The sequence below is a fragment of the Aeromonas sp. 1805 genome, assembly GCF_013085525.1.
GTDB lineage: Bacteria > Pseudomonadota > Gammaproteobacteria > Enterobacterales > Aeromonadaceae > Aeromonas > Aeromonas hydrophila.
On record NZ_CP038515.1, the window covers coordinates 1826598 to 1845000 of the forward strand.

32 protein-coding genes and 1 pseudogene are annotated in these 18403 nt (G+C 54.8%); 30 read left to right on the forward strand and 3 right to left on the reverse strand.

The features are described from left to right. Positions 1 to 67 precede the first annotated feature (67 nt). Complete coding sequence (greB, locus tag E5E96_RS08650) at positions 68 to 541, reverse strand: transcription elongation factor GreB (protein WP_011704309.1); 474 nt, start codon at positions 539 to 541, stop codon at positions 68 to 70. A 236-nt stretch (positions 542 to 777) separates the two neighbouring features. Between greB and ompR the strand changes: the two genes are divergently transcribed. Continuing rightward, complete coding sequence (ompR, locus tag E5E96_RS08655) at positions 778 to 1497, forward strand: two-component system response regulator OmpR (protein ID WP_005307934.1); 720 nt, start codon at positions 778 to 780, stop codon at positions 1495 to 1497. Further along, complete coding sequence (gene envZ / locus E5E96_RS08660) at positions 1494 to 2804, forward strand: two-component system sensor histidine kinase EnvZ (protein ID WP_017410611.1); 1311 nt, start codon at positions 1494 to 1496, stop codon at positions 2802 to 2804. The genes ompR and envZ overlap by 4 nt, the downstream gene beginning before the upstream one ends. A 35-nt stretch (positions 2805 to 2839) precedes the next feature. Here the strand turns inward: envZ and E5E96_RS08665 are convergent, their stop codons facing one another. Continuing rightward, positions 2840 to 3754, reverse strand: coding sequence for a DMT family transporter (locus E5E96_RS08665; protein ID WP_171281948.1), 915 nt, complete (start codon positions 3752 to 3754; stop codon positions 2840 to 2842). A gap of 356 nt (positions 3755 to 4110) precedes the next feature. Here E5E96_RS08665 and rpsJ point away from each other — a divergent pair, with 356 nt between their 5' ends. The 28 genes from rpsJ to rplQ all read left to right on the forward strand — a co-directional run bounded on the left by rpsJ (position 4111) and on the right by rplQ (position 17734). Then, on the forward strand, positions 4111 to 4422 hold the full coding sequence (gene rpsJ / locus E5E96_RS08670) for a 30S ribosomal protein S10 (protein ID WP_005307944.1): 312 nt from the start codon (positions 4111 to 4113) through the stop codon (positions 4420 to 4422). Between the two features lie 22 nt (positions 4423 to 4444). Then, positions 4445 to 5077 carry a 50S ribosomal protein L3 gene (gene rplC, locus E5E96_RS08675; RefSeq protein ID WP_010672559.1) on the forward strand — a complete coding sequence of 211 codons (633 nt, stop codon included), beginning with the start codon at positions 4445 to 4447 and terminating at the stop codon, positions 5075 to 5077. 17 nt (positions 5078 to 5094) lie between these two features. Continuing rightward, the gene (gene rplD / locus E5E96_RS08680; RefSeq protein WP_005340616.1) at positions 5095 to 5700 is read left to right on the forward strand and encodes a 50S ribosomal protein L4; all 606 of its coding nucleotides are present in this window, start codon (positions 5095 to 5097) and stop codon (positions 5698 to 5700) included. Continuing rightward, entirely contained in the window at positions 5700 to 5999 is a 300-nt protein-coding gene (gene rplW, locus E5E96_RS08685; RefSeq protein WP_342690021.1) for a 50S ribosomal protein L23, read from the forward strand. Before rplD ends, rplW begins: the two co-directional genes overlap by 1 nt. Before the next feature lie 15 nt (positions 6000 to 6014). Beyond that, on the forward strand, positions 6015 to 6836 hold the full coding sequence (gene rplB, locus E5E96_RS08690; protein WP_005307957.1) for a 50S ribosomal protein L2: 822 nt from the start codon (positions 6015 to 6017) through the stop codon (positions 6834 to 6836). A 22-nt stretch (positions 6837 to 6858) separates the two neighbouring features. Next, a complete protein-coding gene (rpsS, locus tag E5E96_RS08695) occupies positions 6859 to 7137 on the forward strand; it encodes a 30S ribosomal protein S19 (protein WP_005307960.1) in 279 nt (92 codons plus the stop codon). Between the two features lie 10 nt (positions 7138 to 7147). Further along, positions 7148 to 7492: a 50S ribosomal protein L22 gene (gene rplV / locus E5E96_RS08700; RefSeq protein ID WP_011704314.1), complete on the forward strand. Its 345-nt coding sequence runs from the start codon at positions 7148 to 7150 to the stop codon at positions 7490 to 7492. Between the two features lie 3 nt (positions 7493 to 7495). After that, positions 7496 to 8209, forward strand: coding sequence for a 30S ribosomal protein S3 (gene rpsC / locus E5E96_RS08705; protein ID WP_005331168.1), 714 nt, complete (start codon positions 7496 to 7498; stop codon positions 8207 to 8209). 13 nt (positions 8210 to 8222) lie between these two features. Then, on the forward strand, positions 8223 to 8636 hold the full coding sequence (gene rplP / locus E5E96_RS08710; protein WP_005307963.1) for a 50S ribosomal protein L16: 414 nt from the start codon (positions 8223 to 8225) through the stop codon (positions 8634 to 8636). After that, a complete protein-coding gene (gene rpmC, locus E5E96_RS08715) occupies positions 8636 to 8827 on the forward strand; it encodes a 50S ribosomal protein L29 (protein ID WP_005307965.1) in 192 nt (63 codons plus the stop codon). The genes rplP and rpmC overlap by 1 nt, the downstream gene beginning before the upstream one ends. Further along, the gene (gene rpsQ, locus E5E96_RS08720) at positions 8827 to 9075 is read left to right on the forward strand and encodes a 30S ribosomal protein S17 (protein ID WP_005307966.1); all 249 of its coding nucleotides are present in this window, start codon (positions 8827 to 8829) and stop codon (positions 9073 to 9075) included. The genes rpmC and rpsQ overlap by 1 nt, the downstream gene beginning before the upstream one ends. Before the next feature lie 147 nt (positions 9076 to 9222). Then, positions 9223 to 9591, forward strand: a complete 369-nt coding sequence (rplN, locus tag E5E96_RS08725) for a 50S ribosomal protein L14 (protein WP_005307975.1) — start codon at positions 9223 to 9225, stop codon at positions 9589 to 9591. A gap of 11 nt (positions 9592 to 9602) precedes the next feature. Continuing rightward, positions 9603 to 9920 (forward strand): 50S ribosomal protein L24, encoded by a 318-nt coding sequence (gene rplX, locus E5E96_RS08730; protein WP_005307977.1) that lies wholly within the window; start codon positions 9603 to 9605, stop codon positions 9918 to 9920. A 13-nt stretch (positions 9921 to 9933) separates the two neighbouring features. Continuing rightward, positions 9934 to 10473 (forward strand): 50S ribosomal protein L5, encoded by a 540-nt coding sequence (gene rplE, locus E5E96_RS08735; protein ID WP_005331162.1) that lies wholly within the window; start codon positions 9934 to 9936, stop codon positions 10471 to 10473. Positions 10474 to 10483: 10 nt separating this feature from the next. After that, positions 10484 to 10789, forward strand: a complete 306-nt coding sequence (gene rpsN / locus E5E96_RS08740) for a 30S ribosomal protein S14 (protein ID WP_011704315.1) — start codon at positions 10484 to 10486, stop codon at positions 10787 to 10789. A 21-nt stretch (positions 10790 to 10810) separates the two neighbouring features. Continuing rightward, positions 10811 to 11203 (forward strand): 30S ribosomal protein S8, encoded by a 393-nt coding sequence (gene rpsH, locus E5E96_RS08745; RefSeq protein ID WP_011704316.1) that lies wholly within the window; start codon positions 10811 to 10813, stop codon positions 11201 to 11203. Between the two features lie 13 nt (positions 11204 to 11216). Further along, entirely contained in the window at positions 11217 to 11750 is a 534-nt protein-coding gene (gene rplF / locus E5E96_RS08750) for a 50S ribosomal protein L6 (RefSeq protein ID WP_005307981.1), read from the forward strand. 9 nt (positions 11751 to 11759) lie between these two features. Beyond that, a complete protein-coding gene (rplR, locus tag E5E96_RS08755; protein ID WP_011704317.1) occupies positions 11760 to 12113 on the forward strand; it encodes a 50S ribosomal protein L18 in 354 nt (117 codons plus the stop codon). A gap of 14 nt (positions 12114 to 12127) precedes the next feature. Then, positions 12128 to 12628 (forward strand): 30S ribosomal protein S5, encoded by a 501-nt coding sequence (gene rpsE, locus E5E96_RS08760; protein WP_011704318.1) that lies wholly within the window; start codon positions 12128 to 12130, stop codon positions 12626 to 12628. 6 nt (positions 12629 to 12634) lie between these two features. After that, positions 12635 to 12814, forward strand: coding sequence for a 50S ribosomal protein L30 (rpmD, locus tag E5E96_RS08765; RefSeq protein ID WP_005307985.1), 180 nt, complete (start codon positions 12635 to 12637; stop codon positions 12812 to 12814). A gap of 2 nt (positions 12815 to 12816) precedes the next feature. Then, a complete protein-coding gene (rplO, locus tag E5E96_RS08770; protein WP_005307987.1) occupies positions 12817 to 13254 on the forward strand; it encodes a 50S ribosomal protein L15 in 438 nt (145 codons plus the stop codon). An 8-nt stretch (positions 13255 to 13262) separates the two neighbouring features. Then, positions 13263 to 14591 (forward strand): preprotein translocase subunit SecY, encoded by a 1329-nt coding sequence (secY, locus tag E5E96_RS08775; RefSeq protein WP_010672567.1) that lies wholly within the window; start codon positions 13263 to 13265, stop codon positions 14589 to 14591. A 27-nt stretch (positions 14592 to 14618) separates the two neighbouring features. Continuing rightward, the gene (gene rpmJ / locus E5E96_RS08780; protein ID WP_005319705.1) at positions 14619 to 14732 is read left to right on the forward strand and encodes a 50S ribosomal protein L36; all 114 of its coding nucleotides are present in this window, start codon (positions 14619 to 14621) and stop codon (positions 14730 to 14732) included. Between the two features lie 139 nt (positions 14733 to 14871). Continuing rightward, positions 14872 to 15228, forward strand: coding sequence for a 30S ribosomal protein S13 (gene rpsM, locus E5E96_RS08785; protein WP_005307991.1), 357 nt, complete (start codon positions 14872 to 14874; stop codon positions 15226 to 15228). Positions 15229 to 15242: 14 nt separating this feature from the next. Next, entirely contained in the window at positions 15243 to 15632 is a 390-nt protein-coding gene (gene rpsK, locus E5E96_RS08790) for a 30S ribosomal protein S11 (protein ID WP_005319702.1), read from the forward strand. Positions 15633 to 15671: 39 nt separating this feature from the next. Further along, positions 15672 to 16292 (forward strand): 30S ribosomal protein S4, encoded by a 621-nt coding sequence (gene rpsD / locus E5E96_RS08795; protein ID WP_011704319.1) that lies wholly within the window; start codon positions 15672 to 15674, stop codon positions 16290 to 16292. A 25-nt stretch (positions 16293 to 16317) separates the two neighbouring features. After that, complete coding sequence (rpoA, locus tag E5E96_RS08800) at positions 16318 to 17307, forward strand: DNA-directed RNA polymerase subunit alpha (RefSeq protein WP_005307997.1); 990 nt, start codon at positions 16318 to 16320, stop codon at positions 17305 to 17307. A 43-nt stretch (positions 17308 to 17350) separates the two neighbouring features. Next, positions 17351 to 17734: a 50S ribosomal protein L17 gene (gene rplQ, locus E5E96_RS08805; RefSeq protein WP_005307999.1), complete on the forward strand. Its 384-nt coding sequence runs from the start codon at positions 17351 to 17353 to the stop codon at positions 17732 to 17734. Between the two features lie 57 nt (positions 17735 to 17791). On the opposite strand, the pseudogene E5E96_RS22845 reads toward rplQ, so the two are convergent. Further along, positions 17792 to 18046, reverse strand: a pseudogene (locus E5E96_RS22845) (DUF4573 domain-containing protein); the annotation flags it as partial. Positions 18047 to 18403 lie beyond the last annotated feature (357 nt).

Here is an 18403-nt window from a genome sequence, read left to right on the forward strand (position 1 = left end):
GGTGGGCGGACATGTTCGGTCTCTCCTGGCCTCGTCAGCCGATTTGGCAGCCTGAGCCGGCGCTGGCTTATTTGGGATAGCTGATCTCATTGATGTACCAGCAGGCGTCACCGACTGGCGTACGCACTATGGCCTCGTCCCCCACCTCTTTCTTGAGCAGGGCGCGGGCCATGGGGGAGTCGATGGAGATGTAATCCTTGCGCTCGAAGATCTCGTCATAGCCGACGATGCGAAAGCGCTTGGTCTCCCCCTCCTCGTTTTCCACCTCGACCCAGGCACCGAAAAAGACCTTGCCCTCCTGGGCGGGGGAGTAGTCGACGATCCCCAGCTCCTCGAGGCACTTGCGCAGGTAACGGACCCGCCGGTCGATCTCCCGCAGCCGTTTCTTGTTGTATTGGTAGTCGGCATTCTCGCTGCGATCACCGAGGCTGGCTGCCCAGGCCACTTTGCGGGTGGTCTCGGGGCGCTCCTCGCGCCAGAGGAAATCGAGCTCCTGTTTGAGCTTGTTGTAGCCTTCACGGGTGATCAGCTTGGTCTTCATCGGTCGTTACCTGTGTCAGTGGGGCTGATGAGCCTCTTATGGCTCGGCAGATCTTATCCGTTGTCGCCTTGCTGTCGAGCAAAAACTGGGGCGTCTGAGGGGGTGCCTGAGTGATGAGGTACGGGATGTAGGGGCGCAAAATCGGCTGAATGGGCAATAACCGGTAACATATTTAGGCTTGGCCGTTACGAGCCCGAGCTCTAGTATTGGCAGCATATCGAGAGGAGAGGCAAGCAATGAGTCAGCAATACAAGGTTCTGGTCGTCGACGATGATTTGAAATTACGTTCCCTGCTGGAGCGCTACCTGACCGAACAGGGGTTCGTGGTTCGGGGCGTCGCCAATGGTGAACAGGCCGACCGCCTGCTGACCCGTGAGAACTTCAGCCTGATGGTGCTGGATTTGATGCTGCCGGGGGAAGATGGCCTCTCCATCTGCCGCCGCCTGCGCGAGGCTGGCAACCAGATCCCGGTGCTGATGTTGACCGCCAAGGGGGATGAGGTGGATCGCATCGTCGGGCTCGAGATGGGTGCTGATGATTACCTGCCCAAGCCGTTCAACCCCCGTGAGCTGCTGGCCCGGATCCGCGCCGTGCTGCGCCGGCACACCGTCGAGTTGCCGGGGGCCCCCTCCACCGCCGAGAAGGTAGTGAGCTTTGGCAGCTATCAGCTCAACCTGGCGACCCGCGAGCTGAGCCGCGATGGTGACCCGGTTGCGCTGACCAGCGGCGAATTCGCCGTGCTCAAGGTGCTGGTGAGCCATCCGCGCGAGCCTCTCTCCCGCGACAAGCTGATGAACCTGGCCCGCGGTCGTGAATACACCGCCACCGAGCGCAGCATCGACGTGCAGGTCTCGCGCCTGCGTCGCCTGCTGGAGCAGGACCCGGCGCAGCCCCGTTATCTGCAGACCGTCTGGGGTCTGGGCTATGTGTTCGTGCCGGACGGTGATGGCGAATGAAGAAAGTGAGCAGCATGTTCTCCCGCATGCTCTGGTTTTTGGCCGCCGTGCTGGTGGTCTATCAGTTTGTCTCCTATGCCACCTTCTACAACTATCTGCTGGCGCCGACCGTCAAGCAGATCAGTCACCTGCTGGCCAACCAGGTCAAGCTCATCTTCCCGGTCGAGAGCAACCAGCTGGCGTTGAGTGAAGACGCCGAGGCGCTGGTCTATGTGGCGACCGGCAGCGACATCTATACCCAGACCGAGGCGGAGCAGCACGGGCTCAACGAGTCCAAGCCCTACACCTATCTGGAAGAGAGCATCAGCCGCGAGCTGGGGGGCAAGACCAAGGTCAGGGTCGAGATCCAGGATCACTACATCATCTGGATCCAGCCGCCCCAGGCCAACAAGGTGTGGGTGCGCATCCCGCTGACCGAGATCGAAGACGACGACATCGAGCCGCTGATCCTCTACATGAGCGTGCTGCTGGTGGTGACCCTGTTCGCCGCCTGGCGCTTTGCCCGCCAGCTGGTGCGGCCGCTGGAGGATCTGGAGGCGGGGGCCGTGGCGGTGGCGCGCGGCAATTTCCCCGATGCGTTGGGGGAGCAGGGCTCGCGGGAGGTGCGTCGGCTGACTCGCACCTTCAATCACATGTCGAGCTCCATCAAGGGCCTGATCGAGGAGCGCAACCTGATGATGGCGGGCGTCTCCCACGATCTGCGTACCCCGCTGACCCGTATCCGGCTGGCGACCGAGATGATGTCCTCTGGCGATGAGTACCTCAAGGAGAGCATCAACGCGGACATTGACGAGTCCAACGGCATCATCGATCAGTTCATCGACTACATTCGGCCGGACGAGGGGCTGGATACCCAGCAGATCGACCTGACCCAGCTGATCCACGACAGCTTGCTGGTGCAGACCGATCAGGGACTGGAGGTGGAGCTCGAGTTGCCGGCCGAGGCGGTACGAGTGGCCTGCAACCCCATCAGCATCCGCCGCATCCTCAACAACCTGTCGGGCAATTCGCTGCGCTACGGTGCGAGCCGGCTGCAGGCCGAGCTCAAGGATGATGGTCACTGGGTGCGGTTGCGTCTGTCGGATGACGGCCCCGGCATTCCGGAGCAGGATTACTACCGGGTGCTCAAGCCCTTCACCCAGGGCAACGAGGCCCGTACCGGCAGCGGCAGCGGCCTGGGGTTGGCCATCGTCGCCAAGATAGTGTCCCAGCATCATGGCACCATCAGGTTGGGGCGCTCCGAGCTGGGGGGCTTGCTGGTGGAGATCCGGCTGCCCAAGAACCAGCCGCTGGAGTGGATTGATTGAACGAAGGGCGTATCCGTGGATACGCCCTTTGCATGTCAGGCTTGCGGCTCGCTGGTCTTGCGGTAGCGCCTGCCGTATTTCAGTTGCTGGATCAGCAGGGCGGCGACGATGAGCGCCAGCCCGATGGGGGTGGCCGGGTGGATGGTCTCGCCGATCAGCAGGTTGAGCAGTACCAGTGAGGCAAACGGCGAGATGAAGATGAGGTTGCTGATGGGGGCCGTGTTGGTGGCGTGGCGCAGCGCCATCAGCCAGAGCACGAAGCCGAAGCCCATCTCGAACAGTCCCACGTAGATGGCACCGGCCCACCCCTGCCAGGCGGTCATGGCAAAGTCCGAGAGCAGCCAGGTTGCCGCGACGATAAAGGGCAGGCTAATGATGAAGCCTAGCAGCAGGCTGACGATGGGGTCGCCCTGGTTGCGGGTGTTGAGGATCCAGTAGCCGGCCCAGATCAGGGTCGACACCAGCGCCAGCGTGACGCCGAGAGGGCTGTCGAACTGCAGACCGAATACATCCCCCTTGGTGGCGATCACCAGCGCGCCGAAGTAGCCGAGCACGATGGCGACTCCGTCACGGCGGCGCAGCTTCTGACCGAGGAAGGGCACCGCCAGCAGACTGAGGGTGATGGCCCAGGTGTAGTTGAGGGTCTGGGCCTGCTGGGCGGGCAGCAGGTCATACGCCTTGAACAGCAACAGGTAATAGAGGAAGGGGTTGAGTACTCCCAGTGCCAGATAGTAGAGGGGGCGACTCTTGATGTAGCCGAGCAGCAGCGGCAGTTTGCCCTGACAGGCTACGATCACTCCCAGCGTCAGGGTCGAGGTGCAGGCCGCGACCAGCAGTAGTTGCACCGGTTCAAAGTAGGTGAGGGAGATCTTGAAGGCGCTGGCGACCGTCGACCAGAGGGCGACGGCGCAGAGTCCATATTGATAGGCTTTTTTCTGATCTTTGAGCATGGGGTGTCGTTCCGATGACGAAGGCCGGCGCACAGTCTACCAGCCTGTTTGCAACATTGTCGTTACCCCTGCCAGGCAAGGGCTTGCCCAGCCGTTGGCGAGATCCATCTGTCACATAAAATTGCGCACAATCTGTTCGCCTTCTCTTGCGCAAATTGAAAAAATCCGTATAATCCCCTCCGCTTACCCATGAGGTAAGCCAGACGATATGTCTGCTTGCTGAGTTTCCCGCTTGCGGGGGCCAGCCATACAGTCCTCCCGATATGGGAGGAAACGTGAAAAATCACACCTCTGGCGGGAGTAATCTCGGTCGGGCGGTGTTGATTTATGTTCTTTTATCTATTGGAGCTCTGTCAATGCAGAACCAAAGAATCCGTATCCGCCTGAAGGCTTTTGATCATCGCCTGATCGATCAATCCACTGCGGAAATCGTTGAAACTGCAAAGCGCACCGGCGCGCAGGTTCGCGGTCCTATTCCGCTGCCGACTCGCAAAGAGCGCTTCACCGTCCTGATCTCCCCGCACGTCAACAAAGATGCGCGTGATCAGTACGAGATCCGCACTCACAAGCGTCTGGTAGACATCGTTGAGCCGACTGACAAGACCGTTGACGCTCTGATGCGTCTGGATCTGGCAGCTGGTGTAGACGTCCAGATCAGCCTGGGTTAATTACGGAAAGAGGTTGATAACAATGACAATCGGTCTTGTAGGTCGCAAAGTGGGTATGACTCGCATCTTCACTGAAGATGGCGTTTCTATCCCGGTGACTGTTATCGAAGTTGAAGCTAACCGTGTAACTCAGGTCAAATCTGTAGAAACCGACGGCTACAACGCTATTCAGGTTACCACTGGCGCCAAGAAAGCCAGCCGTGTAACCAAGCCGGAAGCTGGCCACTTCGCCAAAGCTGGTGTAGAAGCCGGTCGCGGTCTGTGGGAATTCCGCCTGAACAACGGTGAAACTTTCACTGTTGGTAGCGAGCTGAAAGTAGATCTTCTCGCTGACGTTAAGCTGGTAGACGTTACCGGCACATCCAAGGGTAAAGGTTTTGCCGGTACTGTTAAGCGCTGGAACTTCCGCACCCAGGATATGACCCACGGTAACTCTCTGTCCCACCGTGTACCTGGCTCCATCGGTCAAAACCAGACCCCGGGCCGTGTATTCAAGGGCAAAAAGATGGCTGGTCACATGGGTGCTGAGCGTGTAACGACTCAGAACCTGGAACTGGTTCGTGTTGACGCTGAACGCAACCTGCTGCTCATCAAAGGCGCAGTACCGGGTGCAACCAACGGCAACGTGATCGTTAAACCTGCCGTCAAAGCGTAACGTCTGAGGAGATAGTAATGGAATTGGTAATGAAAGACGCCAAGAGCGCTCTTGAAGTTTCCGAGACTACCTTCGGGCGCGAATTCAACGAAGCTCTGGTTCACCAGGTTGTCGTTGCTTATGCCGCTGGTGCCCGTCAGGGTACTCGTGCGCAGCTGACTCGCTCTGAAGTGTCTGGTGGCGGCAAAAAGCCGTGGCGTCAGAAGGGTACTGGTCGTGCCCGTGCTGGCTCCATCCGTTCGCCCATTTGGCGTTCCGGTGGTGTGACTTTTGCAGCTAAGCCGCAAGATCACAGCCAGAAAGTAAACAAGAAGATGTACCGCGGCGCTATCCGTAGCATCCTGTCCGAGCTGGTACGTCAAGAGCGCCTGATCGTTGTTGAGAAGTTCGGCATCGAAGCTCCGAAGACCAAAGAACTGATCGCCAAGCTGAAAGAAATGGAACTGACTGACGTTCTGATCGTGACTGCTGAAGTCGATGAGAACCTGTTCCTGGCTGCTCGTAACCTGTACAAAGTTGACGTGCGTGACGTTGCCGGTATCGACCCGGTCAGCCTGATCGCTTTCGACAAGGTTCTGATGACTGCTGACGCAGTTAAGCAAATCGAGGAGATGCTGGCATGATCCGTGAAGAGCGTCTGCTGAAAGTTCTGAAGGCTCCGCACATCTCTGAAAAGAGCACCATGGTCGCAGAAAAGCAGAACACTATCGTGTTCAAAGTTGCTGTTGATGCCACCAAGGCGGAAGTCAAAGCTGCAGTTGCGAAACTGTTCGAGGTCGAAGTTGAGACCGTCCGTACCCTGAACATGAAGGGTAAGACCAAGCGCGCAGGTGCACGCGTAGGCCGTCGTTCCGATTGGAAAAAGGCTTATGTGACCCTGAAAGCTGGTCAGGACATCGACTTCATGGGCGCAGCCGAGTAAGAGGAGTTCTGAAAAATGGCAATCGTTAAGTGCAAGCCTACTTCTCCGGGCCGCCGCCACGTCGTCAAGATCGTCAACCAAGACCTGTACAAGGGCAAGCCCTTTGCAGCTCTGCTGGACAAGAAAGACAAGTCCGGTGGTCGTAACAACAACGGCCGCATCACCACCCGTCACATCGGCGGTGGTCACAAGCAACACTACCGTATCGTCGACTTCAAGCGCGACAAAGACGGTATCCCGGCCAAAGTAGAGCGCCTGGAATACGATCCTAACCGTACCGCAAACATCGCCCTGGTGCTGTATGCAGACGGTGAGCGTCGTTACATCCTGGCTCCGAAAGGCCTGAAAGCTGGTGATGCAATCGCTTCTGGTGCTGATGCCGCAATCAAGGTAGGTAACACCCTGCCGATGCGCAACATCCCGGTCGGTTCTACCGTTCACGCTGTTGAGATGAAGCCTGGTAAAGGTGCCCAGCTGGCTCGTTCCGCTGGTACTTTCATCCAGATCCTGGCTCGTGAAGGTAACTATGTAACTCTGCGTCTGCGTTCCGGCGAAGTACGTAAAGTTCTGGCCGAGTGCCGCGCCACCATCGGTGAAGTTGGTAACTCCGAGCACATGCTGCGTCAACTGGGTAAAGCCGGTGCAAACCGCTGGCGTGGTATTCGTCCGACCGTTCGCGGTATGGCGATGAACCCGGTCGACCACCCGCACGGTGGTGGTGAGGGTCGCAACAAGGGCATGCAGCCTGTGTCCCCATGGGGCCAGAAGGCTAAAGGCTTCAAGACCCGTAAGAACAAGCGTACCGACAAGTACATCGTACGTCGTCGTAACAAGTAATTGTTAACATAGAGGAATCACCATGCCACGTTCTCTCAAGAAGGGTCCATTTATTGACCTGCACTTGCTGAAGAAGGTAGAGAAAGCGGTGGAAAGCGGGGATAAAAAGCCGGTTAAGACCTGGTCCCGTCGTTCAATGATCATCCCGAACATGATCGGTTTGACCATCGCTGTCCATAATGGTCGTCAGCACGTTCCGGTTTTCGTTACCGAAGAAATGATCGGTCACAAACTGGGTGAATTCGCACCGACTCGTACTTATCGCGGCCATGCTGCTGATAAGAAGGCTAAGAAGCGCTAAGGGATAAATGATGGAAGCTATCGCTAAACACCGTTATGCCCGTACTTCTGCCCAGAAAGCTCGTCTGGTAGCCGATCAAGTACGTGGTCTGTCCGTAGACAAGGCTCTGAACATCCTGACCTTCAGCCCGAAAAAGGCTGCAGCTCTGGTGAAGAAAGTGCTGGAATCTGCCATTGCAAACGCTGAGCACAACGAAGGCGCCGATATCGACGCGCTGCGTGTTGCTACTATCATGGTCGACGAAGGTCCCTCCATGAAGCGCATCCGTCCGCGTGCCAAAGGTCGTGCGGATCGTATCCTCAAGCGTACCGCTCACATCACCGTAGTGGTATCCGACGCTAAGGCTGGGAGATAAGCAATGGGTCAGAAAGTACATCCTAATGGCATTCGCCTGGGTATTACCAAGCCTTGGAATTCTACCTGGTTCGCGAACACCAAAGACTTCGCTGACAACCTGTACAGCGATTTTCAAGTACGCCAGTTCCTGACCAAGGAACTGAAAAACGCGTCCTTGTCCAAGATCACCATCGAGCGTCCGGCCAAGAGCATCCGTGTGACCATTCACACCGCTCGTCCGGGTGTTGTGATCGGTAAGAAAGGCGAAGACGTTGAGAAACTGCGCAAAGCTGTAGCCGCAATTGCTGGCGTGCCTGCTCAGATCAACATTTCCGAAGTCCGCAAGCCGGAGCTGGATGGCAAACTGGTTGCCGACAGCATCACTTCCCAGCTGGAGCGTCGTGTAATGTTCCGTCGTGCTATGAAGCGCGCCGTACAGAACGCAATGCGCCTGGGTGCCAAGGGCATCAAAGTGGAAGTTTCCGGTCGTCTGGGCGGCGCTGAAATCGCGCGTACCGAATGGTACCGTGAAGGTCGTGTGCCGTTGCACACCCTGCGTGCCGACATCGACTACGCAACTTCTGAAGCCCACACCACTTACGGTGTGATCGGCGTTAAAGTTTGGATCTTCAAGGGCGAAGTTCTGGGCGGTCTGGCTGCTGTTAATGCCGCTGCTGCTCAAGAGCAAGCTCCTGCAAAGCCCAAGCGTGACAACAAGCGCCGCGCTGCTAAGTAAGGAGATTCGGTAAATGTTGCAACCAAAGCGTACTAAATTCCGCAAGACCCACAAGGGTCGTAACCGCGGTCTGGCCAACTCTGGTAACGAAGTATCCTTCGGTACCTTTGGCCTGAAGGCGACATCCCGTGGTCAACTGACTGCTCGTCAAATCGAAGCAGCCCGTCGTGCCATGACCCGTCACGTTAAGCGTCAAGGCAAGATCTGGATCCGTGTGTTCCCGGACAAGCCCATCACCGAAAAACCCCTCGAAGTTCGTATGGGTAAAGGTAAGGGTAACGTGGAATACTGGGTTTGCCCGATCCAGCCTGGCAAGGTTCTGTACGAGATGGATGGTGTACCTGAGGCTCTGGCGCGTGAAGCGTTTGCCCTGGCCGCAGCTAAGCTGTCCGTTCAGACCACTTTCGTAATTAAGACGGTGATGTGATGAAAGCCCAAGATCTGCGTCAAAAGAGCGTCGAAGAACTGAACCAGGAACTGCTGGGTCTGCTGCGTGAGCAATTCAACATGCGCATGCAAGCTTCCACCGGCCAGCTGGCTCAGACTCACACTCTGAAACAAGTGCGTCGTGACGTCGCACGTATCAAGACTGTACTGACTGAGAAGGCAGGTGCGTAATGACTGACAAGATCCGTACTCTGCAAGGTCGTGTAATCAGCGACAAGATGGACAAGTCCATCACTGTTGCTATCGAGCGCAAGGTAAAGCACCCGATCTACGGTAAGATCATCAAGCGCACTACCAAGCTGCACGTACATGATGAAAACAACGAATGCAAAGCTGGCGACCTCGTGGAAATCCGCGAATGCCGCCCGCTGTCCAAGACCAAGTCCTGGACCCTGGTTGCCGTTGTAGAAAAGGCCTAATCGGTACTTTGTAGTCCAAACGGCCCCTTAGCGGGGCCGTTTGTTTTTTAGGCTACCTTTTCTAAAAATCCTGTGTTATAGTTTCGCGCCTTTTGAAGGCAGCCAGATCCCGAGAGGGATAAGAAGTAAACAAAGCGGAGCACTAAGATGATCCAGATGCAAAGTATGCTGGGTGTTGCCGACAACTCCGGCGCTCGCAGTGTAATGTGTATTAAGGTTCTGGGTGGTTCGCACCGCCGTTACGCCGGCATCGGCGACATCATCAAGGTTTCCATCAAGGAAGCCATTCCTCGCGGTAAAGTGAAGAAAGGTGATGTGTATAACGCGGTGGTCGTACGCACCCGTAAAGGCGTTCGTCGTCCGGACGGCTCTGTCATCCGTTTCGACAACAATGCGGCTGTGTTGCTTAACAACAACCAACAGCCAATCGGTACTCGTATTTTTGGCCCGGTGACTCGTGAACTGCGTAATGAGAAGTTCATGAAGATTGTGTCCCTGGCACCCGAAGTACTGTAAGGAGTCGAACGATGGCAGCTAAAATCCGTCGCGAAGACGAAGTGATTGTTCTTACCGGCAAAGACAAGGGCAAGCGTGGCAAAGTCACTCAAGTCCTGATTGCAAAAGGTAAGGTAATCGTGGAAGGCATCAACCAGGTGAAGAAACACCAGAAGCCGGTACCCGCACTGGGTCAGGCTGGCGGTATCGTCACCAAAGAAGCCCCCATCGATGTATCTAACGTAGCGCTGTTCAACTCTGCCACTGGCAAGGCTGACCGCGTTGGTTTCCGGATTGAAGACGGCAAAAAAGTCCGTTTCTTCAAATCCACCGGCGAACTTGTGAAGTAATTGGAGTTTAACGATGGCGAAACTGCATGATTACTACAAATCCGATGTAGTAAATGAACTGTCCAAACAGTTCGGTTACAAGACTATCATGCAAGTCCCTCGGATCGAGAAAATCACCCTGAACATGGGTGTTGGTGAAGCGATCTCTGACAAGAAATTGCTGGAAAATGCTGCTGCCGATATGGCTGCCATTTCCGGTCAGAAGCCGCTGATCACCAAAGCTCGCAAATCTGTTGCGGGCTTCAAGATTCGTGAAGGCTACCCGATAGGTTGTAAAGTAACCCTGCGTGGCGAGCGTATGTGGGAGTTCCTGGAACGGCTGATTTGCATCTCCGTACCGCGTATCCGTGACTTCCGTGGCCTGAACGCTAAAGCGTTCGACGGTCGTGGTAACTACTCCATGGGCGTGCGTGAGCAAATCATCTTCCCGGAAATCGACTATGACAAGGTCGATCGCGTCCGTGGTCTGGATATCACCATCACCACTTCCGCGAATACCGATGAAGAAGGCCGTGCTCTGCTGGCTGCCTTTAACTTCCCATTCCGCAAGTAAGGTTAGGGTTATGGCTAAAACTTCCATGAAAGCACGTGAAGCAAAGCGTGCGAAGCTGGTAGCCAAGTTCGCCTCCAAGCGAACCGAGCTGAAAGCTATCATTGTTGATATGAACGCTTCTGAAGAAGCGCGTTGGGATGCTGTCCTGCAACTGCAACAGCTGCCCCGTGATTCCAGTCCGTCCCGCCAGCGTAACCGTTGCAATATTACTGGTCGTCCGCACGGTTTCCTGCGCAAGTTTGGCCTGTCTCGCATCAAGGTGCGTGAGCATGCCATGAAGGGCGAAATTCCGGGCCTGAAGAAGGCTTCTTGGTAACGAATCTCGGGAGTTAGACTTATGAGCATGCAAGATCCGATCGCGGATATGCTGACCCGCATCCGTAACGGTCAGGCGGCGAGCAAAGTTGCGGTTTCCATGCCTTCTTCCAAGCTGAAAGTGGCTATCGCCAAAGTGCTGAAAGAAGAAGGTTACATCACTGGCTACTCCGTAGCTGGTGACGTGAAGCCGGAACTGGAAATTGAACTGAAATATTTCCAGGGCAAGCCAGTTGTAGAACTGATCCAACGCGTGAGCCGTCCCGGCCTGCGTATTTACAAGCGCACTACTGATCTGCCGAAAGTTATGGGCGGTCTCGGTGTTGCTATCGTGTCCACGTCTAAAGGTGTGATGACTGACCGTGCTGCCCGCAAAGCAAGCATGGGCGGTGAGATCATCTGCTACGTCGCTTAATAGGAGGTAGGAAATGTCTCGTGTTGCTAAGGCACCCGTCACTATTCCTGCTGGCGTAGAGGTGACTCTGAACGGCCAGGAACTGTCCATCAAAGGTGGTAAAGGTTCCCTGGTTCGCTCTATTCACGCCGGTGTAGAAGTGACCAAAGAAGACAATGTACTGAAGTTCGCCCCGCGCGACGGCATCGCTGGTGCTGACGCTCAGGCCGGTACTGCCCGTGCATTGGTCAACAACATGGTAATCGGTGTTACCCAAGGCTTCGAGCGCAAGCTGCAGCTGGTTGGTGTAGGTTATAAAGCCTCCATCAAGGGCAATGCTGTTGCGCTGGCTCTGGGCTTCTCTCACCCGGTAGAGCATGCGCTGCCGGCTGGTGTGACCGCTGAGTGCCCGACTGCCACAGAAATCGTTCTGCGTGGTGTCGACAAGCAGCTGGTTGGCCAAGTCGCCGCCGATATCCGTGCTTACCGCGCTCCGGAGCCCTACAAGGGCAAGGGTGTACGCTATGCCAACGAGCAAGTGCGTACTAAAGAAGCTAAGAAGAAGTAAGGTAACACTATGGACAAGAAAGCAGCTCGTCTCCGTCGTGCTACTCGTGCTCGGAAAAAGATGCAGGAACTGGGAGCTACCCGTCTGGTTGTTCACCGTACCCCGCGTCATATCTATGCGCAGGTTATTGCAGCCAACGGTTCCGAAGTTCTGGCCTCTGCTTCCACAGTAGAGAAAGCCATCAGTGAAGCTATTAAATACACCGGTAACGCTGATGCAGCGACCGCGGTAGGTAAAGCAATCGCTGAGCGTGCTATTGCCAAAGGCGTTCAGAACGTATCTTTCGATCGTTCCGGTTTCAAGTATCACGGTCGCATCGCTGCTCTGGCAGCTGCTGCACGTGACGCTGGTCTTCAGTTCTAAGCTAGGAGTCGAAGATGGCTAAAGTCGAATCTCAAGCCGGCGAACTGCAAGAAAAGCTGATTGCAGTAAACCGTGTTTCGAAAACTGTTAAAGGTGGTCGTATCATGTCCTTCACCGCGTTGACCGTGGTGGGTGATGGTAACGGCCGTGTAGGTTACGGTTACGGTAAAGCCCGTGAAGTTCCGGCCGCTATTCAAAAAGCGATGGAACAGGCTAAGCGTAACCTGAACAAGGTTGAGCTGAACAACGGCACTCTGCACCACCCGGTGCGCGGTGTTCACTCCGGTTCCACCGTGTTCATGAAGCCGGCCTCTCAAGGTACTGGTATCATTGCAGGCGGCGCCATGCGTGCTGTTCTGGAAGTTGCTGGTATCCACAACGTGCTGGCCAAGACCTACGGTTCCACCAACCCAATCAACGTTGTTCGCGCAACTGTCGACGCTCTGGTACAGGGTCAATCCCCGGCCCAGATCGCTGCCAAGCGTGGTCTGCGCGTTGAAGAAATTCTGGGGTAATGCGACATGGCTAACACTGTAAAAGTAACTCAAACTCGCAGCTCTATCGGCCGTCTGCCAAAGCACAAGGCGACTCTGCGTGGTCTGGGTCTGCGTCGCATTGGTCACACCGTTGAGCTGGAAGATACTCCCTGCGTACGCGGCATGATCAACCAGGTTTATTACATGGTTAAGGTGGAGGGCTAAGCATGCGTCTGAATACTCTGTCTCCGGCCGCTGGCTCCAAGCGCGTTAAGCACCGTCCGGGCCGTGGTATCGGTTCTGGTCTGGGCAAGACCGGTGGTCGTGGTGTTAAAGGTCAAACCTCTCGTTCCGGTGGCGGCAAAGTCCGCAACGGTTTCGAAGGCGGCCAGATGCCTTTGAAAATCCGTCTGCCGAAGTTCGGTTTCTTCTCCCGCAAATCTTTGGTTTCTGCCGAAGTGCGCCTGAACGAAATCGCCCTGGTAGAAGGTGATGTGGTCGACGTGAGCACTCTGAAGCAAGCCGGTGTTATTACTAAAAACATCGTGTTCGCTAAAGTTGTTCTGTCTGGCAACATTGACCGTGCTGTGACCGTTCGTGGTCTGTCCGTCACCAAAGGTGCACGTGCAGCCATCGAGGCCGCTGGCGGTAAAATCGAGGAATAATCAGTACAATGGCTAAGAAACCAGGATTGGATGTTAAAGCACAGGGTGGTCTGAGTGAACTGAAGAGCCGTCTGCTCTTCGTTCTCGGGGCGATTATCGTTTTCCGTGCAGGCTCTTATGTGCCGATTCCTGGTATTGACGCCGCCGTACTGGCCGAGTTGTTCCAACAACAGAAGGGCACCATCATTGAGATGTTCAACATGTTCAGTGGTGGTGCACTCTCGCGTGCTTCTATTCTTGCGCTGGGGATCATGCCGTACATTTCGGCGTCGATCATTATCCAGCTGCTGACTGTGGTTCACCCCGCTCTTGCTGAACTCAAGAAGGAAGGTGAATCCGGCCGTCGCAAGATTAGCCAATATACCCGTTGGGGCACGCTGGTTTTGGGAACGTTCCAGGCCATTGGTATTGCAACCGGTCTGCCGAATATGATGCAAGGACTCGTGACTCATCCGGGTTTGGGCTTCTATTTCACGGCCGTTGTGAGTCTGGTCACCGGTACCATGTTCTTGATGTGGTTGGGTGAACAGATTACCGAGCGTGGGATTGGTAATGGTATCTCGTTGATTATCTTCACAGGTATCGTTGCTGGTCTGCCTCATGCCATTGGCGCTACGGCCGAACAGGCACGTCAAGGGGAATTGCACATCCTGCTGTTGTTGTTGCTGGGCTTGATTGTTTTCGCAGTGACTTACTTTGTGGTGTTCGTGGAGCGTGGTCAGCGTCGTATCGTCGTTAACTATGCCAAGCGTCAACAAGGCCGCCAGGTATTTGCCGCGCAAAGCACACACCTGCCGTTGAAAGTGAATATGGCCGGTGTGATTCCTGCGATTTTCGCATCCAGCATCATTCTCTTCCCAGGGACCATTACCTCTTGGTTTGGTCAGGGCGAGGGCAAGATCGCTGACATCCTGCAACAGGTCTCTATGGTCCTGCAGCCGGGTCAGCCCTTGTATGAGATGCTCTATGCAGCAGCCATTATCTTCTTCTGCTTCTTCTATACCGCGCTGGTGTTCAACCCCCGCGAGACAGCAGACAACCTGAAGAAGAGTGGAGCCTTTATCCCGGGGATCCGCCCGGGCGAGCAGACAGCACGTTATATCGATAAGGTTATGACTCGCCTGACATTGGCAGGTGCACTCTATATAACCTTTATCTGTCTGGTACCCCAGTTCTTGATGACTGCCTGGAACGTACAGTTCTACTTCGGTGGCACCTCGCTGCTGATTATCGTGGTAGTTATCATGGACTTCATGGCTCAGGTTCAGACCCATATGATGTCTCATCAATATGGTGATGTCCTGAGGAAGGCCAACCTGAAGGGCTACGGCCGCTAAAGGTCGGCGTAGTTACGGAGTTAAGCAATGAAAGTTCGTGCTTCCGTTAAGGCAATCTGCCGTAACTGCAAAATCATCAAGCGTCACGGTGTGGTGCGTGTGATTTGCAGCGAGCCAAAGCATAAACAGCGCCAAGGCTAATTTTTTACGGTTAGTACTTGCAACAAATAGTTGTGCTGGCTAATATAGCCAGCCAACTTTTGTTGTGTATTGGTTGACCGCCACGTATCCGCTCACGGGCTTTGTGGTGGTCGTAATCTACTATATGTAGGAGTGAATAGTGGCCCGTATCGCTGGCATTAACATTCCTGACCATAAGCATGCAGTCATCGCTTTGACTGCTATTTATGGCGTCGGTCGTACCCGCTCCAAGGCCATCTGTGCCGCAGCCGGTATCGCTGAGAATGTGAAAATTAAAGACCTGGACGAAGCTCAGATCGAGAGTCTGCGTGAACAAGTAGGTAAATTCACCGTTGAAGGTGACCTGCGTCGTCAGATTTCCATGAACATCAAGCGATTGATGGATCTGGGTTGCTACCGTGGTTTGCGTCACCGTCGTAGCCTGCCTGTTCGTGGTCAACGTACCAAGACCAACGCTCGTACCCGTAAGGGTCCGCGCAAGGCTATCAAGAAGTAACGGGAAGGTAGAAAATGGCTAAAACTCCGACTCGTGCTCGCAAGCGCGTTAAAAAGCAAGTGAGCGACGGTATTGCGCACGTTCATGCATCTTTCAACAACACAATCGTGACCATTACTGACCGTCAGGGCAATGCTCTGTCATGGGCTACCTCTGGTGGTTCAGGTTTCCGTGGTTCCCGTAAGTCCACTCCGTTTGCTGCCCAGGTAGCTGCTGAGCGTGCTGGTGAGATCGCCAAAGAATACGGCGTGAAGAACCTGGAAGTCATGGTCAAAGGTCCGGGTCCCGGTCGTGAGTCTTCCATCCGCGCTCTGAACGCGGCTGGTTTCCGCATCACTAACATTACTGATGTGACTCCGATCCCGCACAACGGTTGTCGTCCTCCCAAGAAGCGCCGCGTGTAACGCTGTAGCTACTTGGTCTAGGATTGTTGGAGAAAGAAGATGGCAAGATATATCGGTCCTAAGCTTAAGCTTAGCCGTCGTGAGGGCACCGACCTCTTCCTGAAGTCTGGTGTTCGTGCGATTGATTCTAAGTGCAAGATTGACACCGTTCCTGGTCAACACGGTGCGCGTAAAGCGCGTCTGTCTGACTACGGTGTTCAGCTGCGCGAGAAACAAAAAGTTCGTCGTATCTACGGCGTATTGGAAAAACAGTTCCGCAACTACTACCGCGACGCTGCCCGTCAAAAGGGTAACACCGGTGAAAACCTGTTGCAGCTGCTGGAAGGTCGTTTGGACAACGTTGTTTACCGTATGGGCTTCGGTGCTACCCGTGCTGAATCTCGCCAGCTGGTGAGCCACAAGGCCATCATGGTCAACGGTCGCGTTGTGAACATTCCTTCTTTCCAGGTTTCCCCTGAGGACGTGATCTGCGTTCGTGAGAAGGCTAAGAAGCAAGCGCGTATCAAAGCATCCCTCGAGGTTGCTGGTCAGCGCGAGAAGCCGACTTGGGTAGAGGTTGATGCCGCTAAAATGGAAGGTGCTTTCAAGCGTCTGCCAGAGCGTTCCGACCTGTCTGCCGACATTAACGAACAGCTGATCGTCGAGCTTTACTCCAAGTAAAGCTAGCTTCTAAAGAGAGGACACAATGCTGGGTTCTGTAACAGATTTTCTTAAACCGCGGCTAGTTGACATCGAGCAAGTTAGCCCGACTCATGCGAAAGTGACTCTCGAGCCACTTGAGCGTGGCTTTGGTCACACGCTGGGTAATGCCCTGCGTCGTATTTTGCTGTCTTCTATGCCCGGTTGTGCAGTTACTGAAGTCGAAATTGACGGGGTACTGCATGAGTACAGCAGCAAAGAAGGTGTACAGGAAGACATTCTTGAAATCCTGCTCAACCTGAAAGGTATCGCTGTGAAGCTGGAAGGCAAGGACGAGGTAACTCTGTCCCTGACCAAGTCTGGAACAGGCCCCGTTACCGCTGGTGATATCACTCACGGTGATGAAGTCGAGATCGTAAACCCGGAGCACGTAATCTGCCACCTGACTGGTGCCAATGCTGAAATCAGCATGCGCCTGAAAGTTCAGCGCGGTCGTGGTTATGTGCCTGCTTCTGCTCGTGTTCACAACGATGATGAAGAGCGTCCTATTGGTCGCCTGCTGCTGGACTCCGCGTTCAGCCCCATCGTTCGTATTGCCTACAACGTTGAGGCAGCACGTGTGGAGCAGCGTACCGACTTGGACAAGCTGGTCATCGACATGGAGACCAATGGTACTCTGGATCCTGAAGAAGCCATCCGCCGTTCTGCCACTATTCTGGCTGAGCAACTGGAAGCCTTCGTGGATCTGCGCGATGTCAGCGTGCCCGAGAAGAAAGAAGAGAAACCCGAGTTTGATCCGATTCTGCTGCGTCCTGTCGATGATTTGGAGCTGACAGTTCGTTCTGCGAACTGTCTGAAGGCAGAAGCTATCCACTATATTGGTGATCTGGTACAGCGTACCGAAGTTGAGTTGCTTAAGACTCCTAACCTCGGTAAGAAGTCCCTGACCGAGATCAAGGACGTGTTGGCCTCCCGTGGTCTGTCTCTTGGCATGCGCCTCGAGAATTGGCCGCCCGCCAGCATCGCTGACGAGTAATCCAGATTACGGGTTTCACAGATTTAGTTAGAAGGATAAGGTCATGCGCCATCGTTTGAGTGGTCGTCAACTGAACCGGAACAGCAGCCATCGTCAGGCTATGTTCCGCAACATGGCCAGCTCCCTGGTTCGTCATGAGATCATCAAGACGACTCTGCCTAAGGCAAAAGAGCTGCGTCGTGTAGTTGAACCGCTGATCACCCTTGCCAAGACTGATAGCGTTGCTAATCGTCGCCTGGCATTTGCCCGTACTCGCGATAACGCGATCGTGGCTAAGCTGTTCAATGAACTGGGCCCGCGCTACCTGGAGCGCGCCGGCGGTTATACTCGCATTCTGAAATGCGGTTTCCGTGCAGGCGACAACGCCCCTATGGCTTATATTGAGCTGGTAGACCGCCCGGCCGCTGCTGAAGCAGCTGCTGAGTGATAAAGAAAAAGCCGGGCTTGTCCCGGCTTTTCTTTTAATGGATTCTGATACTGCCTCAACTGCCTCAACTGCCTCAACTGCCTCAACTGCCTCAACTGCCTCAACTGCCTCAACTGCCTCAACTGCCTCAACTGCCTCAACTGCCTCAACTGCCTCAACTGCCTCAACTGCCTCAACTGCCTCAACTGCCTCAACTGCCTCAACTGCCTCAACTGCCTCAACTGCCTCAACTGCCTCAACTGCCTCAACTGCCTCAACTGCCTCAACTGCCTCAACTGCCTCAACTGCCTCAACTGCCTCAACTGCCTCAACTGCCTCAACTGCCTCAACTGCTTACTCTTGATCGTGTAGTTCCTTATATAGGTAGGTATTCCTTATTATCGAATGATGGTCTTACATTCACCTGATACCGAAAAAACCAGCCAGTGGTATAAGCTGCTCGCAGAGGAGTGGCTAATTTAGCACTGGATTTGGTGGTTTCTGTGGATAAGTTTGTATAAAAGCTGTGTTTGGATATGAATAACTAAAAAAGTGCACTTTTTTGCAATTTTATTGCCGATGAGGGGTTGCCAGAAAGAATCCGTTCCCTATAATGCGCCTCCATCGACACGGCAAGCGGCAACGCAAACAGCCGGGTCGGTCGCCTCGAAAAGCCTTTGAAAATAAGGC

Excerpts from the sequence above, each read along its gene's own strand:
- greB (WP_011704309.1), bottom strand. The coding sequence starts at position 541 with ATGAAGACCAAGCTGATCACCCGTGAAGGCTACAACAAGCTCAAACAG.
- ompR (WP_005307934.1), top strand. The coding sequence starts at position 778 with ATGAGTCAGCAATACAAGGTTCTGGTCGTCGACGATGATTTGAAATTA.
- envZ (WP_017410611.1), top strand. The coding sequence starts at position 1,494 with ATGAAGAAAGTGAGCAGCATGTTCTCCCGCATGCTCTGGTTTTTGGCC.
- E5E96_RS08665 (WP_171281948.1), bottom strand. The coding sequence starts at position 3,754 with ATGCTCAAAGATCAGAAAAAAGCCTATCAATATGGACTCTGCGCCGTC.
- rpsJ (WP_005307944.1), top strand. The coding sequence starts at position 4,111 with ATGCAGAACCAAAGAATCCGTATCCGCCTGAAGGCTTTTGATCATCGC.
- rplC (WP_010672559.1), top strand. The coding sequence starts at position 4,445 with ATGACAATCGGTCTTGTAGGTCGCAAAGTGGGTATGACTCGCATCTTC.
- rplD (WP_005340616.1), top strand. The coding sequence starts at position 5,095 with ATGGAATTGGTAATGAAAGACGCCAAGAGCGCTCTTGAAGTTTCCGAG.
- rplB (WP_005307957.1), top strand. The coding sequence starts at position 6,015 with ATGGCAATCGTTAAGTGCAAGCCTACTTCTCCGGGCCGCCGCCACGTC.
- rpsS (WP_005307960.1), top strand. The coding sequence starts at position 6,859 with ATGCCACGTTCTCTCAAGAAGGGTCCATTTATTGACCTGCACTTGCTG.
- rplV (WP_011704314.1), top strand. The coding sequence starts at position 7,148 with ATGGAAGCTATCGCTAAACACCGTTATGCCCGTACTTCTGCCCAGAAA.
- rpsC (WP_005331168.1), top strand. The coding sequence starts at position 7,496 with ATGGGTCAGAAAGTACATCCTAATGGCATTCGCCTGGGTATTACCAAG.
- rplP (WP_005307963.1), top strand. The coding sequence starts at position 8,223 with ATGTTGCAACCAAAGCGTACTAAATTCCGCAAGACCCACAAGGGTCGT.
- rpmC (WP_005307965.1), top strand. The coding sequence starts at position 8,636 with ATGAAAGCCCAAGATCTGCGTCAAAAGAGCGTCGAAGAACTGAACCAG.
- rpsQ (WP_005307966.1), top strand. The coding sequence starts at position 8,827 with ATGACTGACAAGATCCGTACTCTGCAAGGTCGTGTAATCAGCGACAAG.
- rplN (WP_005307975.1), top strand. The coding sequence starts at position 9,223 with ATGATCCAGATGCAAAGTATGCTGGGTGTTGCCGACAACTCCGGCGCT.
- rplX (WP_005307977.1), top strand. The coding sequence starts at position 9,603 with ATGGCAGCTAAAATCCGTCGCGAAGACGAAGTGATTGTTCTTACCGGC.
- rplE (WP_005331162.1), top strand. The coding sequence starts at position 9,934 with ATGGCGAAACTGCATGATTACTACAAATCCGATGTAGTAAATGAACTG.
- rpsN (WP_011704315.1), top strand. The coding sequence starts at position 10,484 with ATGGCTAAAACTTCCATGAAAGCACGTGAAGCAAAGCGTGCGAAGCTG.
- rpsH (WP_011704316.1), top strand. The coding sequence starts at position 10,811 with ATGAGCATGCAAGATCCGATCGCGGATATGCTGACCCGCATCCGTAAC.
- rplF (WP_005307981.1), top strand. The coding sequence starts at position 11,217 with ATGTCTCGTGTTGCTAAGGCACCCGTCACTATTCCTGCTGGCGTAGAG.
- rplR (WP_011704317.1), top strand. The coding sequence starts at position 11,760 with ATGGACAAGAAAGCAGCTCGTCTCCGTCGTGCTACTCGTGCTCGGAAA.
- rpsE (WP_011704318.1), top strand. The coding sequence starts at position 12,128 with ATGGCTAAAGTCGAATCTCAAGCCGGCGAACTGCAAGAAAAGCTGATT.
- rpmD (WP_005307985.1), top strand. The coding sequence starts at position 12,635 with ATGGCTAACACTGTAAAAGTAACTCAAACTCGCAGCTCTATCGGCCGT.
- rplO (WP_005307987.1), top strand. The coding sequence starts at position 12,817 with ATGCGTCTGAATACTCTGTCTCCGGCCGCTGGCTCCAAGCGCGTTAAG.
- secY (WP_010672567.1), top strand. The coding sequence starts at position 13,263 with ATGGCTAAGAAACCAGGATTGGATGTTAAAGCACAGGGTGGTCTGAGT.
- rpmJ (WP_005319705.1), top strand. The coding sequence starts at position 14,619 with ATGAAAGTTCGTGCTTCCGTTAAGGCAATCTGCCGTAACTGCAAAATC.
- rpsK (WP_005319702.1), top strand. The coding sequence starts at position 15,243 with ATGGCTAAAACTCCGACTCGTGCTCGCAAGCGCGTTAAAAAGCAAGTG.
- rpsD (WP_011704319.1), top strand. The coding sequence starts at position 15,672 with ATGGCAAGATATATCGGTCCTAAGCTTAAGCTTAGCCGTCGTGAGGGC.
- rpoA (WP_005307997.1), top strand. The coding sequence starts at position 16,318 with ATGCTGGGTTCTGTAACAGATTTTCTTAAACCGCGGCTAGTTGACATC.
- rplQ (WP_005307999.1), top strand. The coding sequence starts at position 17,351 with ATGCGCCATCGTTTGAGTGGTCGTCAACTGAACCGGAACAGCAGCCAT.